At 74.6% G+C, this 16,639-nt stretch carries 16 protein-coding genes and 1 tRNA gene; 10 read left to right on the forward strand and 7 right to left on the reverse strand.

Annotation, left to right across the window (positions count from 1 at the left end):
• Positions 1–27: 27 nt before the first annotated feature.
• The 5 genes from ANAEK_RS09895 to ANAEK_RS09915 all read left to right on the forward strand — a co-directional run bounded on the left by ANAEK_RS09895 (position 28) and on the right by ANAEK_RS09915 (position 4,027).
• On the forward strand, positions 28–624 hold the full coding sequence (locus ANAEK_RS09895; protein ID WP_012526004.1) for an HNH endonuclease: 597 nt from the start codon (positions 28–30) through the stop codon (positions 622–624).
• Positions 625–650: 26 nt separating this feature from the next.
• Complete coding sequence (locus ANAEK_RS09900) at positions 651–1,643, forward strand: P-loop NTPase (RefSeq protein ID WP_012526005.1); 993 nt, start codon at positions 651–653, stop codon at positions 1,641–1,643.
• Position 1,644: 1 nt separating this feature from the next.
• Positions 1,645–2,523, forward strand: coding sequence for a helix-turn-helix domain-containing protein (locus ANAEK_RS09905; RefSeq protein ID WP_012526006.1), 879 nt, complete (start codon positions 1,645–1,647; stop codon positions 2,521–2,523).
• A gap of 179 nt (positions 2,524–2,702) precedes the next feature.
• Positions 2,703–2,969 (forward strand): hypothetical protein, encoded by a 267-nt coding sequence (locus ANAEK_RS09910; protein ID WP_012526007.1) that lies wholly within the window; start codon positions 2,703–2,705, stop codon positions 2,967–2,969.
• Complete coding sequence (locus ANAEK_RS09915) at positions 2,966–4,027, forward strand: RluA family pseudouridine synthase (protein ID WP_012526008.1); 1,062 nt, start codon at positions 2,966–2,968, stop codon at positions 4,025–4,027. The genes ANAEK_RS09910 and ANAEK_RS09915 overlap by 4 nt, the downstream gene beginning before the upstream one ends.
• 3 nt (positions 4,028–4,030) lie before the next feature.
• Here ANAEK_RS09915 and ANAEK_RS09920 read toward each other — a convergent pair whose 3' ends face one another.
• The 4 genes from ANAEK_RS09920 to ANAEK_RS09935 form a co-directional block, all read right to left on the reverse strand.
• Positions 4,031–5,554: a DUF1570 domain-containing protein gene (locus ANAEK_RS09920; protein WP_012526009.1), complete on the reverse strand. Its 1,524-nt coding sequence runs from the start codon at positions 5,552–5,554 to the stop codon at positions 4,031–4,033.
• 62 nt (positions 5,555–5,616) lie between these two features.
• On the reverse strand, positions 5,617–6,900 hold the full coding sequence (locus ANAEK_RS09925) for a hypothetical protein (RefSeq protein ID WP_012526010.1): 1,284 nt from the start codon (positions 6,898–6,900) through the stop codon (positions 5,617–5,619).
• Between the two features lie 9 nt (positions 6,901–6,909).
• Positions 6,910–7,515 carry a class I SAM-dependent methyltransferase gene (locus tag ANAEK_RS09930; protein WP_012526011.1) on the reverse strand — a complete coding sequence of 202 codons (606 nt, stop codon included), beginning with the start codon at positions 7,513–7,515 and terminating at the stop codon, positions 6,910–6,912.
• Positions 7,516–7,518: 3 nt separating this feature from the next.
• Positions 7,519–9,384, reverse strand: a complete 1,866-nt coding sequence (locus tag ANAEK_RS09935) for an ABC transporter ATP-binding protein (protein WP_012526012.1) — start codon at positions 9,382–9,384, stop codon at positions 7,519–7,521.
• 89 nt (positions 9,385–9,473) lie between these two features.
• Here ANAEK_RS09935 and speA point away from each other — a divergent pair, with 89 nt between their 5' ends.
• From speA to ANAEK_RS09950, 3 genes are all read left to right on the forward strand, one after another.
• Positions 9,474–11,438, forward strand: coding sequence for a biosynthetic arginine decarboxylase (speA, locus tag ANAEK_RS09940; protein WP_012526013.1), 1,965 nt, complete (start codon positions 9,474–9,476; stop codon positions 11,436–11,438).
• 38 nt (positions 11,439–11,476) lie between these two features.
• Positions 11,477–11,899, forward strand: a complete 423-nt coding sequence (locus ANAEK_RS09945; RefSeq protein ID WP_012526014.1) for a DUF1992 domain-containing protein — start codon at positions 11,477–11,479, stop codon at positions 11,897–11,899.
• Positions 11,900–11,996: 97 nt separating this feature from the next.
• Positions 11,997–12,200, forward strand: a complete 204-nt coding sequence (locus ANAEK_RS09950) for a dodecin (protein ID WP_011420948.1) — start codon at positions 11,997–11,999, stop codon at positions 12,198–12,200.
• A gap of 63 nt (positions 12,201–12,263) precedes the next feature.
• On the opposite strand, the gene ANAEK_RS09955 is transcribed toward ANAEK_RS09950, so the two are convergent.
• On the reverse strand, positions 12,264–12,539 hold the full coding sequence (locus ANAEK_RS09955) for a hypothetical protein (RefSeq protein WP_012526015.1): 276 nt from the start codon (positions 12,537–12,539) through the stop codon (positions 12,264–12,266).
• A gap of 126 nt (positions 12,540–12,665) precedes the next feature.
• Between ANAEK_RS09955 and msrA the strand changes: the two genes are divergently transcribed.
• Together msrA and ANAEK_RS09965 are read left to right on the forward strand one after the other, a co-directional pair.
• Complete coding sequence (msrA, locus tag ANAEK_RS09960) at positions 12,666–13,307, forward strand: peptide-methionine (S)-S-oxide reductase MsrA (RefSeq protein ID WP_012526016.1); 642 nt, start codon at positions 12,666–12,668, stop codon at positions 13,305–13,307.
• Between the two features lie 131 nt (positions 13,308–13,438).
• A complete protein-coding gene (locus tag ANAEK_RS09965) occupies positions 13,439–14,443 on the forward strand; it encodes a cytochrome c3 family protein (RefSeq protein ID WP_232288421.1) in 1,005 nt (334 codons plus the stop codon).
• A gap of 45 nt (positions 14,444–14,488) precedes the next feature.
• Here ANAEK_RS09965 and ANAEK_RS09970 read toward each other — a convergent pair.
• A tRNA-Sec gene (locus ANAEK_RS09970) sits at positions 14,489–14,587 on the reverse strand.
• Between the two features lie 91 nt (positions 14,588–14,678).
• A complete protein-coding gene (locus ANAEK_RS09975; protein ID WP_012526018.1) occupies positions 14,679–16,511 on the reverse strand; it encodes a PxKF domain-containing protein in 1,833 nt (610 codons plus the stop codon).
• Positions 16,512–16,639 lie beyond the last annotated feature (128 nt).

The following is a 16,639-nucleotide window of genomic DNA, read 5'->3' on the forward strand; positions in this document are numbered from 1 at the left end:
CGCCCGCGTATGATCTTCCGAACAGCGATGCTCGAAACCGGCGTCCTCGTCCTCAACCGGGTTTACCAGCCGGTACACATCACCTCGGTGCGGCGCGCGTTCACGCTGCTGTACCAGGGGGTGGCGAAGGCGCTCGACGAGCAGTTCCAGCTGTTCGACTTCGAGAGCTGGAGCGCGCTGGCCGCGGCCGCGGACCACGACTCCATCGGCACGGTGGGCCGGCGCATCCGGGTGCCACGGGTGATCGTCCTGCTCGCGTACGAGCACCTGCCGAGGGCGCGGGTGCGCTTCTCGCGGTTCAACATCTACGCGCGCGACGAGAACACGTGCCAGTACTGCGGCCGGCGCTTCCGCCGCGCGGAGCTGAACCTGGATCACGTGGTCCCGCGCTCGCGCGGCGGGTCCACGAACTGGGAGAACGTCGTCTGCTCGTGCGTGCGGTGCAACCTGAGGAAGGGCGGGCGGACGCCGGAGGAGGCCGGGATGCGGCTGCTGCGCCAGCCCACCCGGCCGCGCTGGACGCCCACGTTCCGGAGCCGGGCGCGGCGCGCGCTGTACCGCGAGTGGCGGCCTTTCCTGTCCCTGGCCGACGCCGCATACTGGAACGCCGAGCTGTTGGAGTAGTCGTCCTTTCGGATTAGGATGAGGCGATGGGCGACGTGCCGACGCTCAAGCTGGTGAGGACCGTCCCGGAGCCGGAGACCCGGCAGGCCGGCCCGCGCCCGGACCCGGCCCGCGCCCGGCGCATCGTCGCGGTCGGCGGCGGCAAGGGCGGCATCGGCAAGAGCCTCATCTCCGCGAACCTGGGCATCGAGCTGGCGCGGCGCCGGCGGCGGGTGGTGCTGGTGGACGCGGACCTGGGCGGCGCGAACCTGCACACCACGCTCGGCCTCGACGTCCCGAAGCGGACGCTGTCCGACTTCATCGAGCGGCGCGTGCCGCGCATCGACGACGTGGTCACGCCGACCGGCATCGAGAACCTGGGGCTCGTCTCCGGCGCGCTCGACCACCTCGACGCCGCGAACCCGCCCTACGCCCAGAAGATGCGGCTGCTGCGCCACGTCCAGCAGCTCGACGTGGACTACGCCATCCTCGACCTCGGGGCGGGCACGCACACCAACGTCCTCGACTTCTTCCTGGTGGCCGACCACGGCGTGCTGGTGCTGGTGCCGGAGCCGACCGCGGTCGAGAACGCGTACCGCTTCGTGAAGGCGGCGTTCTGGCGGCGCATGCGGAACGTCGCGCAGGTGTACGGGTACGAGCCGCTGCTCCGGACGGTGATGGCCGGCGGCAACTTCCGCAGCCCGGTGGAGCTGGTCACCACCGTGAGCCAGCGCGATCCCGAGGCGGGCGCGAACCTGGCCCGGCAGCTCGCCGCGTTCCGGCCGCGGCTGGTGGTGAACGAGGCGCGCACGCCGCAGGACGCCGACGTCGGCAAGGCCGTGGTGGCGGCGTGGCGCAAGTACTTCGGGCTCGAGATGGACTATCTCGGGTTCATCCCCTACGACGACGAGATGTGGCGGACGCTCCGTGCGCGCCGCCCGCTGCTCGTCGAGCGGCCCGACGTCCGGGCCGCCAAGGCCTTCGCCGGGATCGCCGACGCGCTGCTGGCGCTCGACATCGCGGCGCGGCACGAGGCATGAGGTGCTGAAGCGGCTCGCAGATCAGACCCTGTACGAGATCCTGGAGGTCCCACCCGACGCGTCGTCGCGCGACATCGCCGAGGCGGTGGAGCGCGCCCGCGCGCTCTACGGCCCCGGCTCGATCGCGACCTACACGCTCATGTCGAGCGAGGAGGCGTCGCTGCTCACGCGGCGGATCGAGGAGGCGCAGTCCACGCTCCTCGACCCGGACGCGCGGCGGCGCTACGACGACCTGCTCGGCGACCGGTCCGGCGCTGCGAACGCGGAGACGTCCGAGGCCGACGCCGGCGACCGCTGGCCGGCGCCCGCGCGCGTGCTCCCGCTCGTGCCGCAGCCGGATCGCGAGGAGGCGCTGCGCGAGGCGGAGGCGAGCGCCGAGGAGTCCTGGCCGCTGCGCCCGGGCCACGCCGCCGGCGCGTCCGCGCCCACGCCGCCACCGCCCACGGACGGGCCCCCGCCGGTCCCCCCGCGGCCGCCGCCCATCCCGCTCCGCCGCGAGGTCAGCGGCCCGGCCATGACGCCGGTGCCGCTGCCCTCCGCCGCGCAGGCGGGTCCCGAGCCCATCCCCCTGGTGAGCGCGGCCGCGCCGGGCGGCGCGCCGGCGCCGGAGGCCACCGCCTGGACGGGCGAGGTGCTGCGGCGGCTCCGCGAGGCCCGCGGGATCACGCTCCAGCAGCTCTCCGAGCGCATCAAGGTCACCCGCCACCACATCGAGAACATCGAGGGCGACCGCTTCGCGCTCCTGCCGGCGCCCGTCTACCTGCGCGGCATCCTCCTCAGCATGGCGCGCGAGCTGCGCCTCGACGGCCAGAAGGTGGCGCGCTCCTACCTCGAGCGCGTCTCGGCGGCGACCGCCCCGGGCGCGCCCCGGCCGCGCTGAGCGTCCCTCGACCTCGCGCGCCGCCCGCGGGCCGCGCTCGCGCTCGGGATGGGCGGCCAGGTCGCGAGGCGCGGCCGCATCGAGGCGCCGCGCGGAGCGGCCCGGGACCGGCGGTTCCACGGTGCGTGCGGGCCGCATCGTTGACCACCCCGGGAAGGCGGCGTACGATCCGCGCCCGTATGCCGCTCATCGACTCACCCGAGGCCGCCACGCGCCTGGCGCGGGCGATCTGCTCCGACGTCTCCCTCTACAACGAGGAGAAGATCGTCCGCGGCATCGAGCAGGACAACTTCTTCGACGCGCTGCGCGAGGAGCTGGAGGAGGGGCGCGAGCTGTACCGGTCGCGCGTCTCGCCGGACCTCTACGGCCGCACCAACTTCTACGACCGCGCCATCGTGGACGTGATCCTGAGGTCCAAGGGGCACGTGAAGTCCCGCATCTGGTGACGCGACCCCCGCCGCGCGCGGCGCCCGGCACCGCCCCCGCCGAAGGCGGCGCGACGCCGGACCGGCGCACCCTGCACGTCCCCCCGGAGCTCGCCGGCACGCGCCTCGACGCGGCGCTGGTGCGGCTCGCGCCCGAGCTCTCCCGCGCCCGCGTCCAGCGCCTGGTGGAGGCCGGCCTGGTCCAGGTGGACGGGCGCGGCGCCAAGGCCTCGGCCCGGCTCCGCGGCGGGGAGGCGATCGCGCTCGAGCTCCCGCCGCCCGAGCCGAGCGGCCTCGTCGCGCAGGACCTGCCGCTCGCCGTGCTGCACGAGGACGCCGACCTCATCGTCCTCGACAAGGCGCCCGGGATGGTGGTGCACCCGGCGCGCGGCACGCCGCACTCGACGGTGGTGAACGCGCTCCTCCACCGCCTCGGGCTGCCGGGCGCGGCCGGGCCGGACGGCGCGCTCCCGCGGCTCGGCCTGGTCCACCGGCTGGACAAGGACACCTCGGGCTGCCTGGTGGTCGCGAAGACCGAGGCCGCGCTCGCCGCCCTCCAGGCGCAGTGGAAGGGCCGCTCGGTCGAGAAGGTGTACCTGGCGCTGTGCCACGGCGCGCTCGCGCCGGAGGGCCGGCTCGACACGCCCTATGGCCGCCATCCGCGCGACCGCCTGCGCTTCACCGGCCGGGTGACCTCGTCGCGCCGGGCGGTGACCGAGTGGCGGGTGCGCGAGGCGTTCGGCGCGGCCGCGTCGCTCGCCGAGGTGACGCTGCACACCGGCCGCACCCACCAGATCCGCGTCCACCTCTCGGAGGCGGGCCACCCGCTGCTCGCCGACGCGGTCTACGGCGGGACCCGCCGCGAGGCCCGGCTCGCGCCCGCCGATCCGGCGCGGCGGGCGGCAGAGGCGGTGGGACGCCAGGCGCTGCACGCGCTGCGGCTCGGCTTCGACCACCCGCGCACCGGGAGGCGGCTGGTGGTGGAGGCGCCGCTCCCGGCCGACCTGCGCGCCGCGATCGAGGTCCTGCGCGCCGCGCAGCCCGCGCCCGCGGGCCCCGGCTCCCGCCGGCGGCGGTAGGGCTCAGGGGCGCGGGGCCGGGCCGGCGTCGTCGAGGCGCCGGGCGAGCTGGCACTGCAGCGCGTAGCGGTCGAGGCCGCGCGCCAGCTCGCGGCGCGCAGCCGCCGGCTCGCGCTCCGGCAGCGCGTCGAGCGCGCGCTGCTGGAGCGGGATGGCCTCGCCGCAGCGCCCCAGGTCGGAGAGCACCGCCGCGTACCCGGCCAGCACCGGCGCGCTCCAGGGCGCGATCTGCGCGGCGCGGCGCGCGAACGGCAGCCCCTCGCCGGAGCGGCCGCGGGCCAGCAGCTCCTGCGCGAGGTTGTGCAGCGCGGCCGGGTTCGACGGCGCCAGCTCCGCGGCGCGCCGGAGCGCCGCCTCGCGCGCCCCGGCCTGCGCCTCGCCCTCGAGCGCCGAGGCGAGGAACGTCCAGGCCCGCGGGTCGTCCGGGTGCGCGGCCACCGACCGGCGCGCCAGCGCGGCGGGGTCGAGCTTGTCCATGGCCGAGAGGAACTGGAGCGCGATGGGGTGCGCCGGATCCTCCACCAGCGCCTCGCGCACCTCGTCCTCCAGCGCGGCCCGGCCCTTGCGCGGCCCGAGCTGCCACAGCGCCAGGCGGATCGCGTGGACCTCCACCGGCGCGACGGCCCGCTCGAAGTAGCCGACCGCCACCGGCACGTCCGCCTCGCGGCGCCGCGCCTCGAGCGGCCCGCGGGCGTACTCCGCGAGCGTCCGGTCGAGCCGCTCCAGCGCGCCGGGGAGGGCGGGGTCGAGGTCGGGCAGCGCCGCGGTCCAGGCCCGCGCCGGCGCCTCCCCGTCGGCCAGGCGCCGCTCCAGGTCGGCGAACGCCTCGGGACGGCGGTGCGCCAGCCAGTGCACCAGCAGCCAGCTCGCGGCGTAGTCGTCGAGCGCAGACCGCGCGCCCGGGGCGCCGTCCCACGCCAGCAGCTCGCGGGCCGGCACCGGGGAGGCGCGGGCCCGCGCCAGCCGGTCGGCGGGGGGCGCGCCCACGTGGAGCGCGCGCACGCCCGGATCGTCGCCGAGCGACTCCATGTAGACCGCCAGCCCCTCGGCGAACCAGCGCGGCTGGCGCCGGAGCGCGCCCGCCAGGTAGTGGTGCGTCAGCTCGTGCGCGAGCAGCGCGCGCTGGCGCCGGTCGATCGCGCCCGACAGCACGATCCGCGGCGGCCCGCCGGCGTAGCGGAGGTAGTAGCCCTCCGCGCCGTCGGGCGCGAACGGGCGGTACTCCTGGTCGGTGCGGAACGCGATCACCTCGACGCGCGCCTCGTCCTCGGCCGCCGGCGCGCCCAGCGCCGGCGCGAGGAGCGTGGCCGCGACGCCGGCGCGCAGCCGCTCCAGGCGCGCCACCAGCGCGGCCGCCTCCGGCGCGCGCAGGTCGGTGCGCAGGACGAAGTGGTCGCTGGTGAGCTCGCGCCACGGGGCGCCGCCGTGCTCGGGGCAGCGGAAGGTGCGCGCGGGCGCCGCGCACGCCTGCGCGAGCAGCGCGGCGAGCACGAGCGCGACGGACGCGGCGGCCGGGGGTGACCGCATCCGGGGATCGTACCCGCGGCGGCGGGCACCTCCGCAAGTCCCCCTCCCGACGCGGGAGGCCGCTAGGGCTGCGCGCCGGACGGCCGGAGGTGGGGAGGGTCGCGCGGCTCGGGCAGCTCCGCCGGCGGCTCGACCGGCGGCTCGCTGCCCTGGAGCTGCACCTCGAGCCGGAACGTGATGGCGTACTCGCGGAAGCGCCCCCCGCGCTCGGCCTCCCACGGCCAGGCCACCTCCGGCTCCAGCTCGTAGAAGATCCAGCGGCGGTACAGGTCGCGCCGGAGGCGGGCGTAGACGCGGTAGCGGTCCACGTCCGCCGGCGCGTCGGTGGCGCCCTCGACCGAGGCCGCCAGCGACACCGCCGTCCGCGGGCCGAGCGCGCGGAGGCCGGCCAGCTCCGAGCCCCACTCGACGCCGCGGCTGCGCTGGGTCAGCCGCGACGTCCCGGCGAGGCGGAGGAGCGCGATGGAGCCGAGCGGGCGCTCCACGGACGCGTCGAGCGAGGTGCCGAGCCGCGTGTCCGTCCGCCAGAACCCCGCCAGCGCCATGCGGCCCAGGAACCACCGGCCGAGCGGGACCGAGGCCCGGTAGCGCACCCGGCCGAACGCGCCGACCGGCAGCTCGAGCAGGAGGCCCGCGCCGAGGTCCACGTGCGAGTAGAGGCCGTCCCAGGCGCCGTAGCGCAGCTCCGCGTTCGCGGCGCCCTGCTGGTTCGGGCCGAGCGGCGTCGCGCCGGTGAGCTCCGGGTAGAACCCGTTCACCACGTCCTCGGCCTGGCCGACGATCACCAGCCGGAGCCGCTCCAGCCTCCGGTTCAGCCCGGGCAGGCGCAGGCTCGCCCGGACGTCGAGCGCGTACGCAGGCGTGCCGCGCTGGTGGACCCGCAGCGCGTTGCGCACGCGCAGGAAGGAGCGGGCGCGCTCCGCCTCGAGGTCGCGCTCGTCGGAGAAGAACCGGTCCAGCACCAGCACCGGCGCGAACAGCCGCTCCTCCAGGAAGGCGTGGCCGACGTCGAGCCAGGTGTCCTCGGCGTAGGGCGGCGGGGAGGTGTCCTCGGGCGGCACCGACGGATCCGGCGGCGGCGAGGGCGGGGGCTCCGCCGGCTGGGGCGCGGCCTCGGCCGGTGACGGGGCCGGCGGCGCCGCCGGGACGGTCGCGGACGACGACGGCCCCGCGGTGGCCGAGGATGGCGCGTCGGACGGAGCTGCGTCGGGGGCGGCCTCGGTCGGTGCCGCGGCCGGCGGCGCCCCGGGCGCCGGCGCCTCGTCGGCGGTGGCCGGCGCCGCGCCCGCGGCGAGCAACGCCGCGGCGAGGGCGCGCAGCGCGCGGAGGCGTCGGACGGGGCGCACGCGACGACGTTACCGGGAGTCGGGCCCGCGCGACAGGGGCGCGCGCGCCTCGAGCCGGCGCAGGTTGCCGCGGGCCTCGCGGCTGGCCGGGACGAGCTCGAAGCCGGCCTCGGCGATGGTCCGCTCGGTGTCGCGGTTCGGGTGGCAGCCGCCGGTCAGCCGCGTCCAGGCCGGCTGGAGGAGGTCGTGGATCCGGCCCGCCAGGCCGGCCGGGCGGACGTGCTCCATGGCGCGCAGGTCGCCGCCGGGCCGGAGCACGCGCCGCAGCTCGGCGAGCGCGCGCGGCGGGTCCTCCACGCTGCACAGCACGAGCGCACAGAGCACCGTGTCGAACGCTCCGTCCCGGAACGGCAGCGCCTCCGCCCGCGCCCGGACCATGGGCACGCCCGGGCCCCGCCGCCGCGCGCGGGCCAGGTTCTGCGGGTGGGGATCGAGCGCCAGGATGCGCACGCCGCCCGGCGCGAGCGGCAGGTTGCGGCCGGTCCCGGTGCCGAGGTCGAGCGTCCGGCCGCGGGCCCCGCCGGCGAGCCACCGCCGCCAGCGCCCCACCAGCCCGCGCTCGGCGAGCGAGAGGCCGAGGTCGTACAGCCAGGGGATCTGCTCGAGGCCGCGCACGCGTCAGTCCAGGTAGCCCTGCGCCTGCAGGTGGAAGAGGTGGGCGTAGCGGCCGTCGCGCGCGATCAGCTCCTGGTGCGTGCCCAGCTCCTCGAGGTGCCCGCCGTGGAGCACGCCGATGCGGTCGGCGATGCGGACCGTCGAGAACCGGTGGGAGATGACGATGGCCGACCGGTGGGCGGCGAGCGCCTGGAAGCGGTGGAACAGCTCGTGCTCGGCCTCCGCGTCGATGGACGCGGTCGGCTCGTCGAGGATGAGCACCTCGGCCTCCCGCATGAACGCCCGCGCGATGGCGAGCTTCTGCCACTGGCCGGCGGAGATCTCGTGGCCGCGCTCGAACCAGCCGCCCAGCACGGTGTCGTAGCGCTGCGGCAGCGCGTCGATGACCGGCTCGGCGCCGCCGCGGCGCGCCGCCTCCTCGATGCGGGGCCGGTCGTCCACGTGGAGCGGGTTGCCGAGGCCGATGTTCTCGGCGGCGGTGAACTGGTAGCGCACGAAGTCCTGGAACACCGCGCCGATCCGGCTGCGCAGGTCGGCCGGGTCCATGTCGCGCAGGTCCACCCCGCCGTACAGGATGGCGCCCTCGGTGGGCTCGTAGAGCCGCAGCAGCAGCTTCACCAGCGTGCTCTTGCCCGCGCCGTTCTCGCCCACCAGCCCCAGCTTCTCGCCCGGCGCGAGCGTGAGGGTGACGTGGCGGAGCGCCCACTCCTGCTTGCCCGGGTAGCGGAAGGACACGTCGCGCAGCTCGAGCGCGCCGGGGCGGCCGCGCGGCGGCGACAGCGCCGGCCGGACCCGCGCCGCCTCGCCGCCGGTGGGGATGCCCAGGAAGGCGAACAGGTTGGACATGAACAGCGCGTCCTCGTACATGCCGCCCATGGCGGAGAGGATGGCCTGCACCGCCCCCTGGCCCTGCCGGAACACCGCGATGTAGAGCGTCAGGTCGCCGAGCGTGATGGCGCCCTGGGCGGCGCGGCCGGCCATGAGCGCGTACATCCCGTAGAACGCGGCCAGCGACACCAGCCCGAACGCCACGCCCGCGCGCATGCGCCGGATCGCGATGCGCCGGTCCTCCTCGAAGAACTTGCGGAACAGCGCGCGGTAGCGCCCCAGCACGAGCGGGCCCAGCCCGAACAGCTTGACCTCCTTCACGTGGCTGTCGCGGGTCAGGATCCACTCGAGGTAGTTGAGCTTGCGCCCCTCGGGTGCGCGCCAGGTGTTCACCCGGAACGACTCGGCCGAGAGCCGCGCCTCGGCCACGAACGCCGGGATGGACGCCGCCACGATGACGAGCACGCTCACCGGCGAGAGGCGGAGCAGGAGCCCGGAGAGCGCGGCCAGGGTGACGGCGTTCTGCCCGATGGCGAACGCCTGCATGGCGAGCGAGAGCGGCCGGGCGGAGGCCTCCCGCCGGGCGTTCTGCATCTTGTCGTAGACCTCGGCGTCCTCGAAGTGCCGGAGCTCCAGCTCGACCGCCTTCTCCAGGATGCGCTCGTTGATGACGTTGCCGACGCCGGCGCGCATCAGCTCGCGCAGCATCCCGAGGAGCCGGGCGAGCGCCAGCTGGAGGCCCATCAGCCCGGCCTCCGCGGCGACCAGCCACAGTACGCGCACCCGGTCGGCGGCGAGGCCGCTGCGGGCCGACGCCACCACGCCGTCCACGATGAGCTTGCCGATCCAGGCCATGGCGGCCGGGAGCAGCGCCGACACGAGCGTGAGCGCCGCCACCGCGATCGCGCTGCGGCGGTCGGTGTCCCACACCAGGCGCAGCGTGCCCGGGACCTGCCGGAAGACGGTCCGGGCGCCCGCGATCCGGCCGCGGAACGACGCGTCGGCGGTGGGGCGGGGAGGGCGGGCGTGGCGCGGGGTCACCGGGGATCGTTCCTTAGCGGACGGCGCCCGCGAAGTCGACGGGCGCGGCGCTTCATTTCTCGGCCGCGGTGTCGTAGATCAGCGGCGACATGAGCATCCCCGAGCAGCGGAGCGACGCGACGACGGCGATGGCGGCCGCGGACTGGTCCATCGAGCGCGCGGCGCAGTACTACAACGTGAGCGGCTGGGGCGCCGGCTTCTTCTCGATCAACGAGAAGGGGCACGTCGCCGTCCACCCCATGGGCCAGCCGGGCCCGACCATCGACCTGATGGACGTGGTCGAGGACATCCGCGAGCGCAACATCGGCTTCCCGTGCGTGGTCCGGTTCCAGGACGTGCTGCGCGCCCGGGTGAAGCAGATCAACGAGGCGTTCGGGAAGGCCGTCGCCGAGATGGGCTACGGCGCGAGCTATTTCGGCGTCTACCCGATCAAGGTGAACCAGATGCGCGAGGTCGTCGACGAGATCGTCGACGCCGGCGCGCCGTATCACTACGGGCTCGAGGCGGGGTCGAAGGGCGAGCTGCTGGTGGTGCTCGGGATGAACGCCGACCCCGACGCGCTCACCATCTGCAACGGCTACAAGGACGAGGAGTACCTGCGGCTCGCGCTGCTCGGGCGCAAGCTCGGCCGCAAGGTCATCGTGGTGATCGAGAAGCTCTCCGAGCTGCCGCAGCTCCTGCGCCTCGGCGAGGAGATGGGCGTGGACCCGATGATCGGGCTCCGCTCGAAGCTCACCACCCGCGGCACCGGGAAGTGGGAGGGCTCCTCCGGCGACTTCGCCAAGTTCGGCCTCACCGTGCCGGAGCTGATCCAGGCGGTCCGGATCCTGAAGGAGGCCGGCAAGGAGCACTGCGCGAAGCTCCTCCACTTCCACGTCGGCTCGCAGCTCACCGAGATCCGGGTGGTGAAGGACGCGGTGAACGAGGGCGCCCGCGTCTACGCCAAGCTGCGCAAGATGGGGCTGCCCATCGAATACTTCGACGTGGGCGGCGGCCTGGGCGTGGACTACGTGGGCACCCGCACCAACGACTTCACCTCCTCGGTGAACTACTCGATGGACGAGTACGTCGGCGACGTCGTCTACAACGTCCAGCGCGTCTGCATGAACGAGGGCGTGCCCGAGCCGCACATCGTCTCGGAGTCGGGGCGGGCGGTGACCGCGCACCACTCCTGCATCATCATCCCGGTGTTCGGGCACATCGAGATCGGCTCGGTCGAGGAGATCGCCAAGGCCTCCGAGCCGGAGCCGAACGAGGCCAAGGTGGTGCGCGAGATGCGCGAGATCGTCTCCTCGCTCACCCCGCGCAACCGCGCCGAGACCTACCACGACGCCGCCGCCAAGAAGGAGGAGGCGCTCCAGATGTTCAAGCTCGGCATCCTCGGGCTGGAGGAGCGCGCGGTGGTGGAGAGCCTGTTCTGGAAGCTGGTGCGCGGCATCGCCGACATGAACCGCGGCAAGAAGCGCCCGCCGCGCGAGACCAAGGACCTGGGCGACAAGATCGCCGACCAGTACATGGCGAACTTCTCGCTGTTCCAGAGCGCGCCGGATCACTGGGCGTTCGACCAGCTCTTCCCCATCGTCCCGCTGCACCGCATGGGCGAGGCGCCCACCCGCGACACGACCATCGTCGACATCACCTGCGACTCGGACGGGAAGATCGACCGCTTCATCGAGGGGGAGGGGGTGGACGAGACGCTCTCGCTGCACGCGCTCCGCCCCGGCGAGCCGTACTACCTCGGCATGTTCATGACCGGCGCCTACCAGGACATCATGGGCGACATGCACAACCTGTTCGGCCGGGTGAACGAGATCCACGTGTTCGTGGACGACGAGGACCCGGAGGACTTCTACATCGAGGAGGTCATCCCGGGGGACACCATCGAGAAGGTGCTCTCGCGCGTGCAGTACGAGCCCGCCGACCTGTTCCGCCGCGTCAAGGCCGCGCTCGACCAGAAGGTGAAGGAGGGCGCCATCCGGCCGAAGGAGGGCGTGAGCCTCCAGGACTTCTACGAGGCGGTGATGAAGGGCTACACGTACCTGGGCGGCGTCTAGCGCTTGCGCCCGCGCGCCCGCGGCGCCATGGATCCGGCGTGGCGCGGCGCAGGCAGGGCGAGAGCCACGAAGGGTTCGTGGAGCGCCTCATCCGCGAGGCGCAGGAGGAGGGCGCGTTCGAGCGCCTCTCCGGCGCGGGCAAGCCGCTGCCGCTCACCGGCGGCGAGCTGCCCGAGGCCTGGTGGATCAAGGAGAAGCTGAAGCGCGAGGGGCTCTCCTCGCTGCCCGACGCGATCGCGATCCGCCACGAGGCCGAGGCGGTGCTGGCCGGGATCGAGCGGCTCGACGACGAGCGGGTCGTCCGCGAGCGGCTCGAGGCGCTGAATGCGCGGATCCGCCGCATCAACCGGACCGCGGTGACCGGCCCGCCCACCACGCTCGCGCCCCTCGACGTGGAGGCGGTGCTGGCGCGCTGGCGTGCGCGGCGCGCCGGGGCCGGCCCGGCCCTGCGCGGGCGGTGAACGGACCCACCAGGGCGTCTGCGGACCTCGCGGCCGCGGCGCATCATGGTGACCGACCGTCAACCATCCCGGCGCGCGGCCGGGGAGAGGAGCCGAGATGAGCGGCGTCTACAAGAAGATCGACGTGGTCGGGACGTCCCCGGTGAGCTTCGCGGAGGCGACCCGGGCGGCGATCGAGGAGGCGGGCCGGACGGTGCGGCACATGAGCTGGTTCGAGGTGGCCGAGCAGCGCGGCGCCATCAAGGACGGCAAGGTGGCCGAGTTCCAGGTGACGCTGCGCATCGGCTTCAAGCTGGAGTAGGCGCACGCCTCGCGGCGCTCCCGGGCCGCGCGGCCCGGGAGCGCGCGCAGGCTGCTTCACGGGCTACTTCGCCTTCGCCGCCGCCTTGCCGGCGGGCTTCACCTCGATGTTCGTGGCGGTCATGCGGTACTCGACCGTCACCTTGTCGCCCTTCTTCACCTCGCCGGCGAGCTTGGTGTCCGCGCTCCGGGCGATCTCCCACTTCTCCTTGCCCTTCTGCACGGTGATGCTCTCGTCGCCGACCTCCACCACCGGGCCGGTGACCTGGTACGTCTTCGTGGCGCCGAGCGCCGGCGCGGCGAGGCCGGCGAGCAGGGCGGCGAGTGCGAGGCGCTTCATGGTCCGTCTCCTGGATCAGGGGGGCTGCGGGCGTACTTGACGCTGTGTCCCGGCGGCGCGGAAGCGTCACGTGGGGTGCCCTCGCGCGGGTGGCGCCAGGCGCGGCGTGCCCGTTAGATCCCGCGCATGTTCGCGACCAAGACCACGCTGCCGGCGGCCGGCGAGGCGCTCCCCGGGCGCGCCGAGCCGATGCCCGTTCCCGAGCACCACTTCGTGAACGGGAACCGGATCGTCCCTCCGTTCCCCGCCGGAATGGAGCTCGCCGACTTCGGCCTCGGCTGCTTCTGGGGCGCCGAGCGCGTCTTCTGGAAGCTGCCGGGCGTGTACGCGACCGCGGTCGGCTACGCGGGCGGCGAGACGCCCAACCCGACCTACCGCGAGGTCTGCACCGGCCGCACCGGCCACGCCGAGGTGGTCCGCGTGGTGTTCGACCCGGCCAGGATCACCTACGCCGACCTGCTGAAGGTGTTCTGGGAATCGCACGACCCGACCCAGGGCATGCGGCAGGGGAACGACGTGGGGACGCAGTACCGGTCGGCCATCCACGCGCACGGGGAGGCGCAGCGCCGGCTGGCGGACGCGTCGCGCGAGGCGTACCAGGCCGCGCTCGCGCCGCGCGGGCGCGGGGCGATCACGACCGAGATCCGCGCCGCGCCGCCCTTCTACTACGCCGAGGAGTATCACCAGCAGTACCTGGCCAAGAACCCGGAGGGCTACTGCGGGATCGGCGGCACCGGGGTGACCTGCCCCGGCTTCGCCGCGCGCTGACGCGCGGCCGGTCCGGTCCGGCGGCGCGAAGTTGATCCAGGGCAGGCGGCGCGAAAGCTTTGCGCCGCGCGGCCGCGTGCCGTGGTGGCGGGGCTGTCGGAGGGCGCCGCACCTCGGGTATGGTGCGCGCCATGCCCGTGGCGCCGCTCGCAGCGTTCCTGGCGTTGGCGCTCGCCGCGACGCCCCAGCCTCCCGCCGAGGGCGCGCGGGTGGCGTCGGTGCCGGAGGCGGCCGGTGGCGTCGTGATCACCGCGCTCCCGCCGCCGCCCTCGAAGGTGGTCCGCACCACCAAGACCTACGGCACGGTCACGCTCGACCACGCCGCGCACCTCGCCCGGAAGATCTCCTGCAAGTCCTGCCACGGGAACGGCGCGGTCACGAAGATCGTGTTCACCCCCAGGCAAGCGCACGAGACCTGCCGCAGCTGCCACGTGCAGATCGCGAAGGGGCCGACCGACTGCCGCGGGTGCCACGTGGTGCCCGCCAAGGAGCCGCCGGTGGTGGCCGAGGCGGCCCCCGAGCCCAAGGCCGGCGCGGTGAGCCGGGCCGGCGAGGGGCGCCCGGTCATGACGCTGCCCCCCTCCGCCGGCGCACCGGCCGCCGTCGCGGTCACGCGCGCCGGGACGGCGGCGCCGCTGGTCCAGGTTCCCGCGGGCGAGGGCGACGCGGCCCCGGCGCTGGCGCCGTTCGTTCGCACGCTGGAGGCCGGCCTCTCCGTCCTCGGCGGCACGGGCCAGGACCTCGTGGCCGGCCCGTCCGTCCGGCTCACCTCGCACTACGACCGCGCGCTCCTCGCGCACAGCCTGGACTGGGTGGGCGGGCGCGACCGGGGCCACGTGCTCTTCATGGTGGGCGGCGGCGCCGAGCTCCCGGTGCACGAGCGCGTCTCGCTCCAGCTCCTCGGCATCGGCGGCGTGGACGCCGCCGGCAGCACCGTCGTGCTCATGCCCGCCCTGGGCGCGCGGGTCGGCCTGGCGTGGCGGCGCGCCGTCCCCTGGATGGACACGCTCACGTTCTCGTTCTCCGGCGTGTCGGATCTGGTGCGCCGCCGCAACGACCTCGGCGAGCGCGAGGGCGGGGCGATGTTCGCCTTCAGCGTGACCTCCGGCTATCGCCTGGAGCAGTTCGCGCGGTAGCCGGCAGCTGCGCGCCGCCAGCGGGGAGGACGCACCGCGGGCGAGTGGCGGCAGAGCAAGGGAATCGAACCCTCCGACAGCGCCTCTCAGCACCATCCACCGGTTTTGAAGACCGGGCCCGGCACCAGCCTAGGACGCTCTGCCGGGATCGGGTGTACGTGCGAGCGCGGGCGCGGTCAAGCGCGGCGTTGGGCGTACCACGCCTCGCCAGGCCCCGGGCAGCGGGCCGGGCGCGTCACTCGGTGGCCGACACCAGGACGCTGCGGTCGACCCCGTCCCCGAGGTCGATGGTCACCCGCCAGGTCCCGCTCGCGACCTTCAGGTTGAAGACGTACTGCTCGCCGTCGAAGCGGAAGAGGTTTCCGGTGGTCGCCGCGCGCGTGGAGGGAGCCGCCGCCTCGACGCTCCCGAGCTCGGCGTCCGCCATCCGCGACAGGAACAGCCGAGCCTGCAGATCGCGGATCCCGGCGCTCGCGCCGGCGAGCTGGAACTTCACGGGGACGGTCCGGCCCGCCTTGAACACCGACGAGCCGTCGGGGCGGACCGGCGGCAGCACGCCGGTCCACTGGAACGTCACGACCACGTCGAACGACGCGAACCCCGCGTTGCCGGCTGGGTCCACCGCGGTGCACGTCACGTGCGTGGTGCCCGGTGGGAACATCGAGCCGGACGGGCGGGAGCACGTCGGCTGCAGGATCCCTGCGTGGTCGTCGTGGGCCGTCGCGTCGAAGGAGATCGTGGCGCCGCCCGCGGCGCTCGCGATGGCCGCGATCGACGCCGGCACGGTGACGATGGGCGGCGTCGAGTCGGTGAAGATCACGCGGCCCCTGACCTCGTCCACGGTCGGATCCGCCGCGGACGGCGCCGCGTACAGCAGCAGGGCGGTCCCGTTCTCCGCGGACGCGAGCGCGGGCTCGACGCTCACCGATGAGAACAGGGGCTGTGCACCGACCGCTGGGCCGAGCTCGACGGGGAGCAGGGCGCCGAGGACGTCCGCGGGCTGGTACGCGCGTCGCGTCCACCAGACGGCGAGGTACTGCTGGCCGTCGAAGGCCCCGACGACCGGGTACCCGCCGGCAGAGGCCGCCGGCGGCTCGGCCTGGAGCAGGGCGGTGTTGTCGGCGGTGAACTGGACCGGCTGGTCACCCAGCCAGCCGGCCCGCAACGTGTACTGCGTCAGCGAGGCCGCGCCGTCGTGGAGCTCGTAGTCGTACGAGTTGAAGAGGACGAGGGACGATGGTCCGCCCGCCGCCACCTCGATCGGCCACCATGGGCTCGGCTGATCCCAGTTGACGAAGCGATTGGCCGTGGAATAGGCGAGCACGGTGGTCGGCCACCGCCTTCCGGGCATCTCGTCCCACCACTGGAGCGCGACGAAGCAGTCCCCGTCGTAGAGGCCCGCCCACTCGAGCGGGTAGCCCCAGTCGCATTCCTGGGCGAGCATGGTCGGCGGGGCCAGCGCCCCGGCGCTCGAGATCGCGGTGCCCCATAGCGTGTAACAGCCGGGCGCATCGAAGAGCGAGATGTAGGTCACGTAGTAGCTCGCGCCGTCGGTATCCGACTGCGCGCCGATGACCTGCCAGATCCGGTCGCGCGCGGGCTCCGGATAGACCGCGATCCGGATGGGCGACGCGTCGAGCAGCTGCATGCCGTGCGAGAGGCGCGCGCCGAAGATGGCCGCGCGGACGTTCCCGAAGGAATCCGTCGAGCCGTCCCGCGCCCTCCAGACCACCAGGCAGTTCTCGCTCGCGCAGGAGATGGAAGGGGAATGTCCGTTCTCGCCGACGCGAACCGCGGCGACCCCGAGCGGCTCGCCGTACCGGCCGAGCGCCAGCGCGTGGATCGCATGGTCGGCGCCGCTCCACGCGACGGCGTAGCCGGCCGGCGTGGCCGCCACCGCGATCCGGCCGCGATAGCCGTTCGTCGCGTAGCCCGCCGTGAGCGCGTCGCTGTAGGGCGACAGCGCGCTGCCCGGGACCACGAGCTCCGGCCCGACGTCGAGCGCGAACGCGCCGACCGACGCGAGCAGCACGGCGGCTGCCGCCATCCCCTTCGCAAGACCGAGCATGGGATCCCCCGTTCCTGACCATGGGTGGAACGCGAGGACACCTATCACCGGCAATCGTGCTCAATCGCAGGCATGTTGCCGTCACCCCACGAGGGATCGCTGCGCAACCGGGATTGCGCCTCCTTCGG

Source organism: Anaeromyxobacter sp. K (assembly GCF_000020805.1).
In the GTDB taxonomy this organism is placed as follows: domain Bacteria; phylum Myxococcota; class Myxococcia; order Myxococcales; family Anaeromyxobacteraceae; genus Anaeromyxobacter; species Anaeromyxobacter dehalogenans.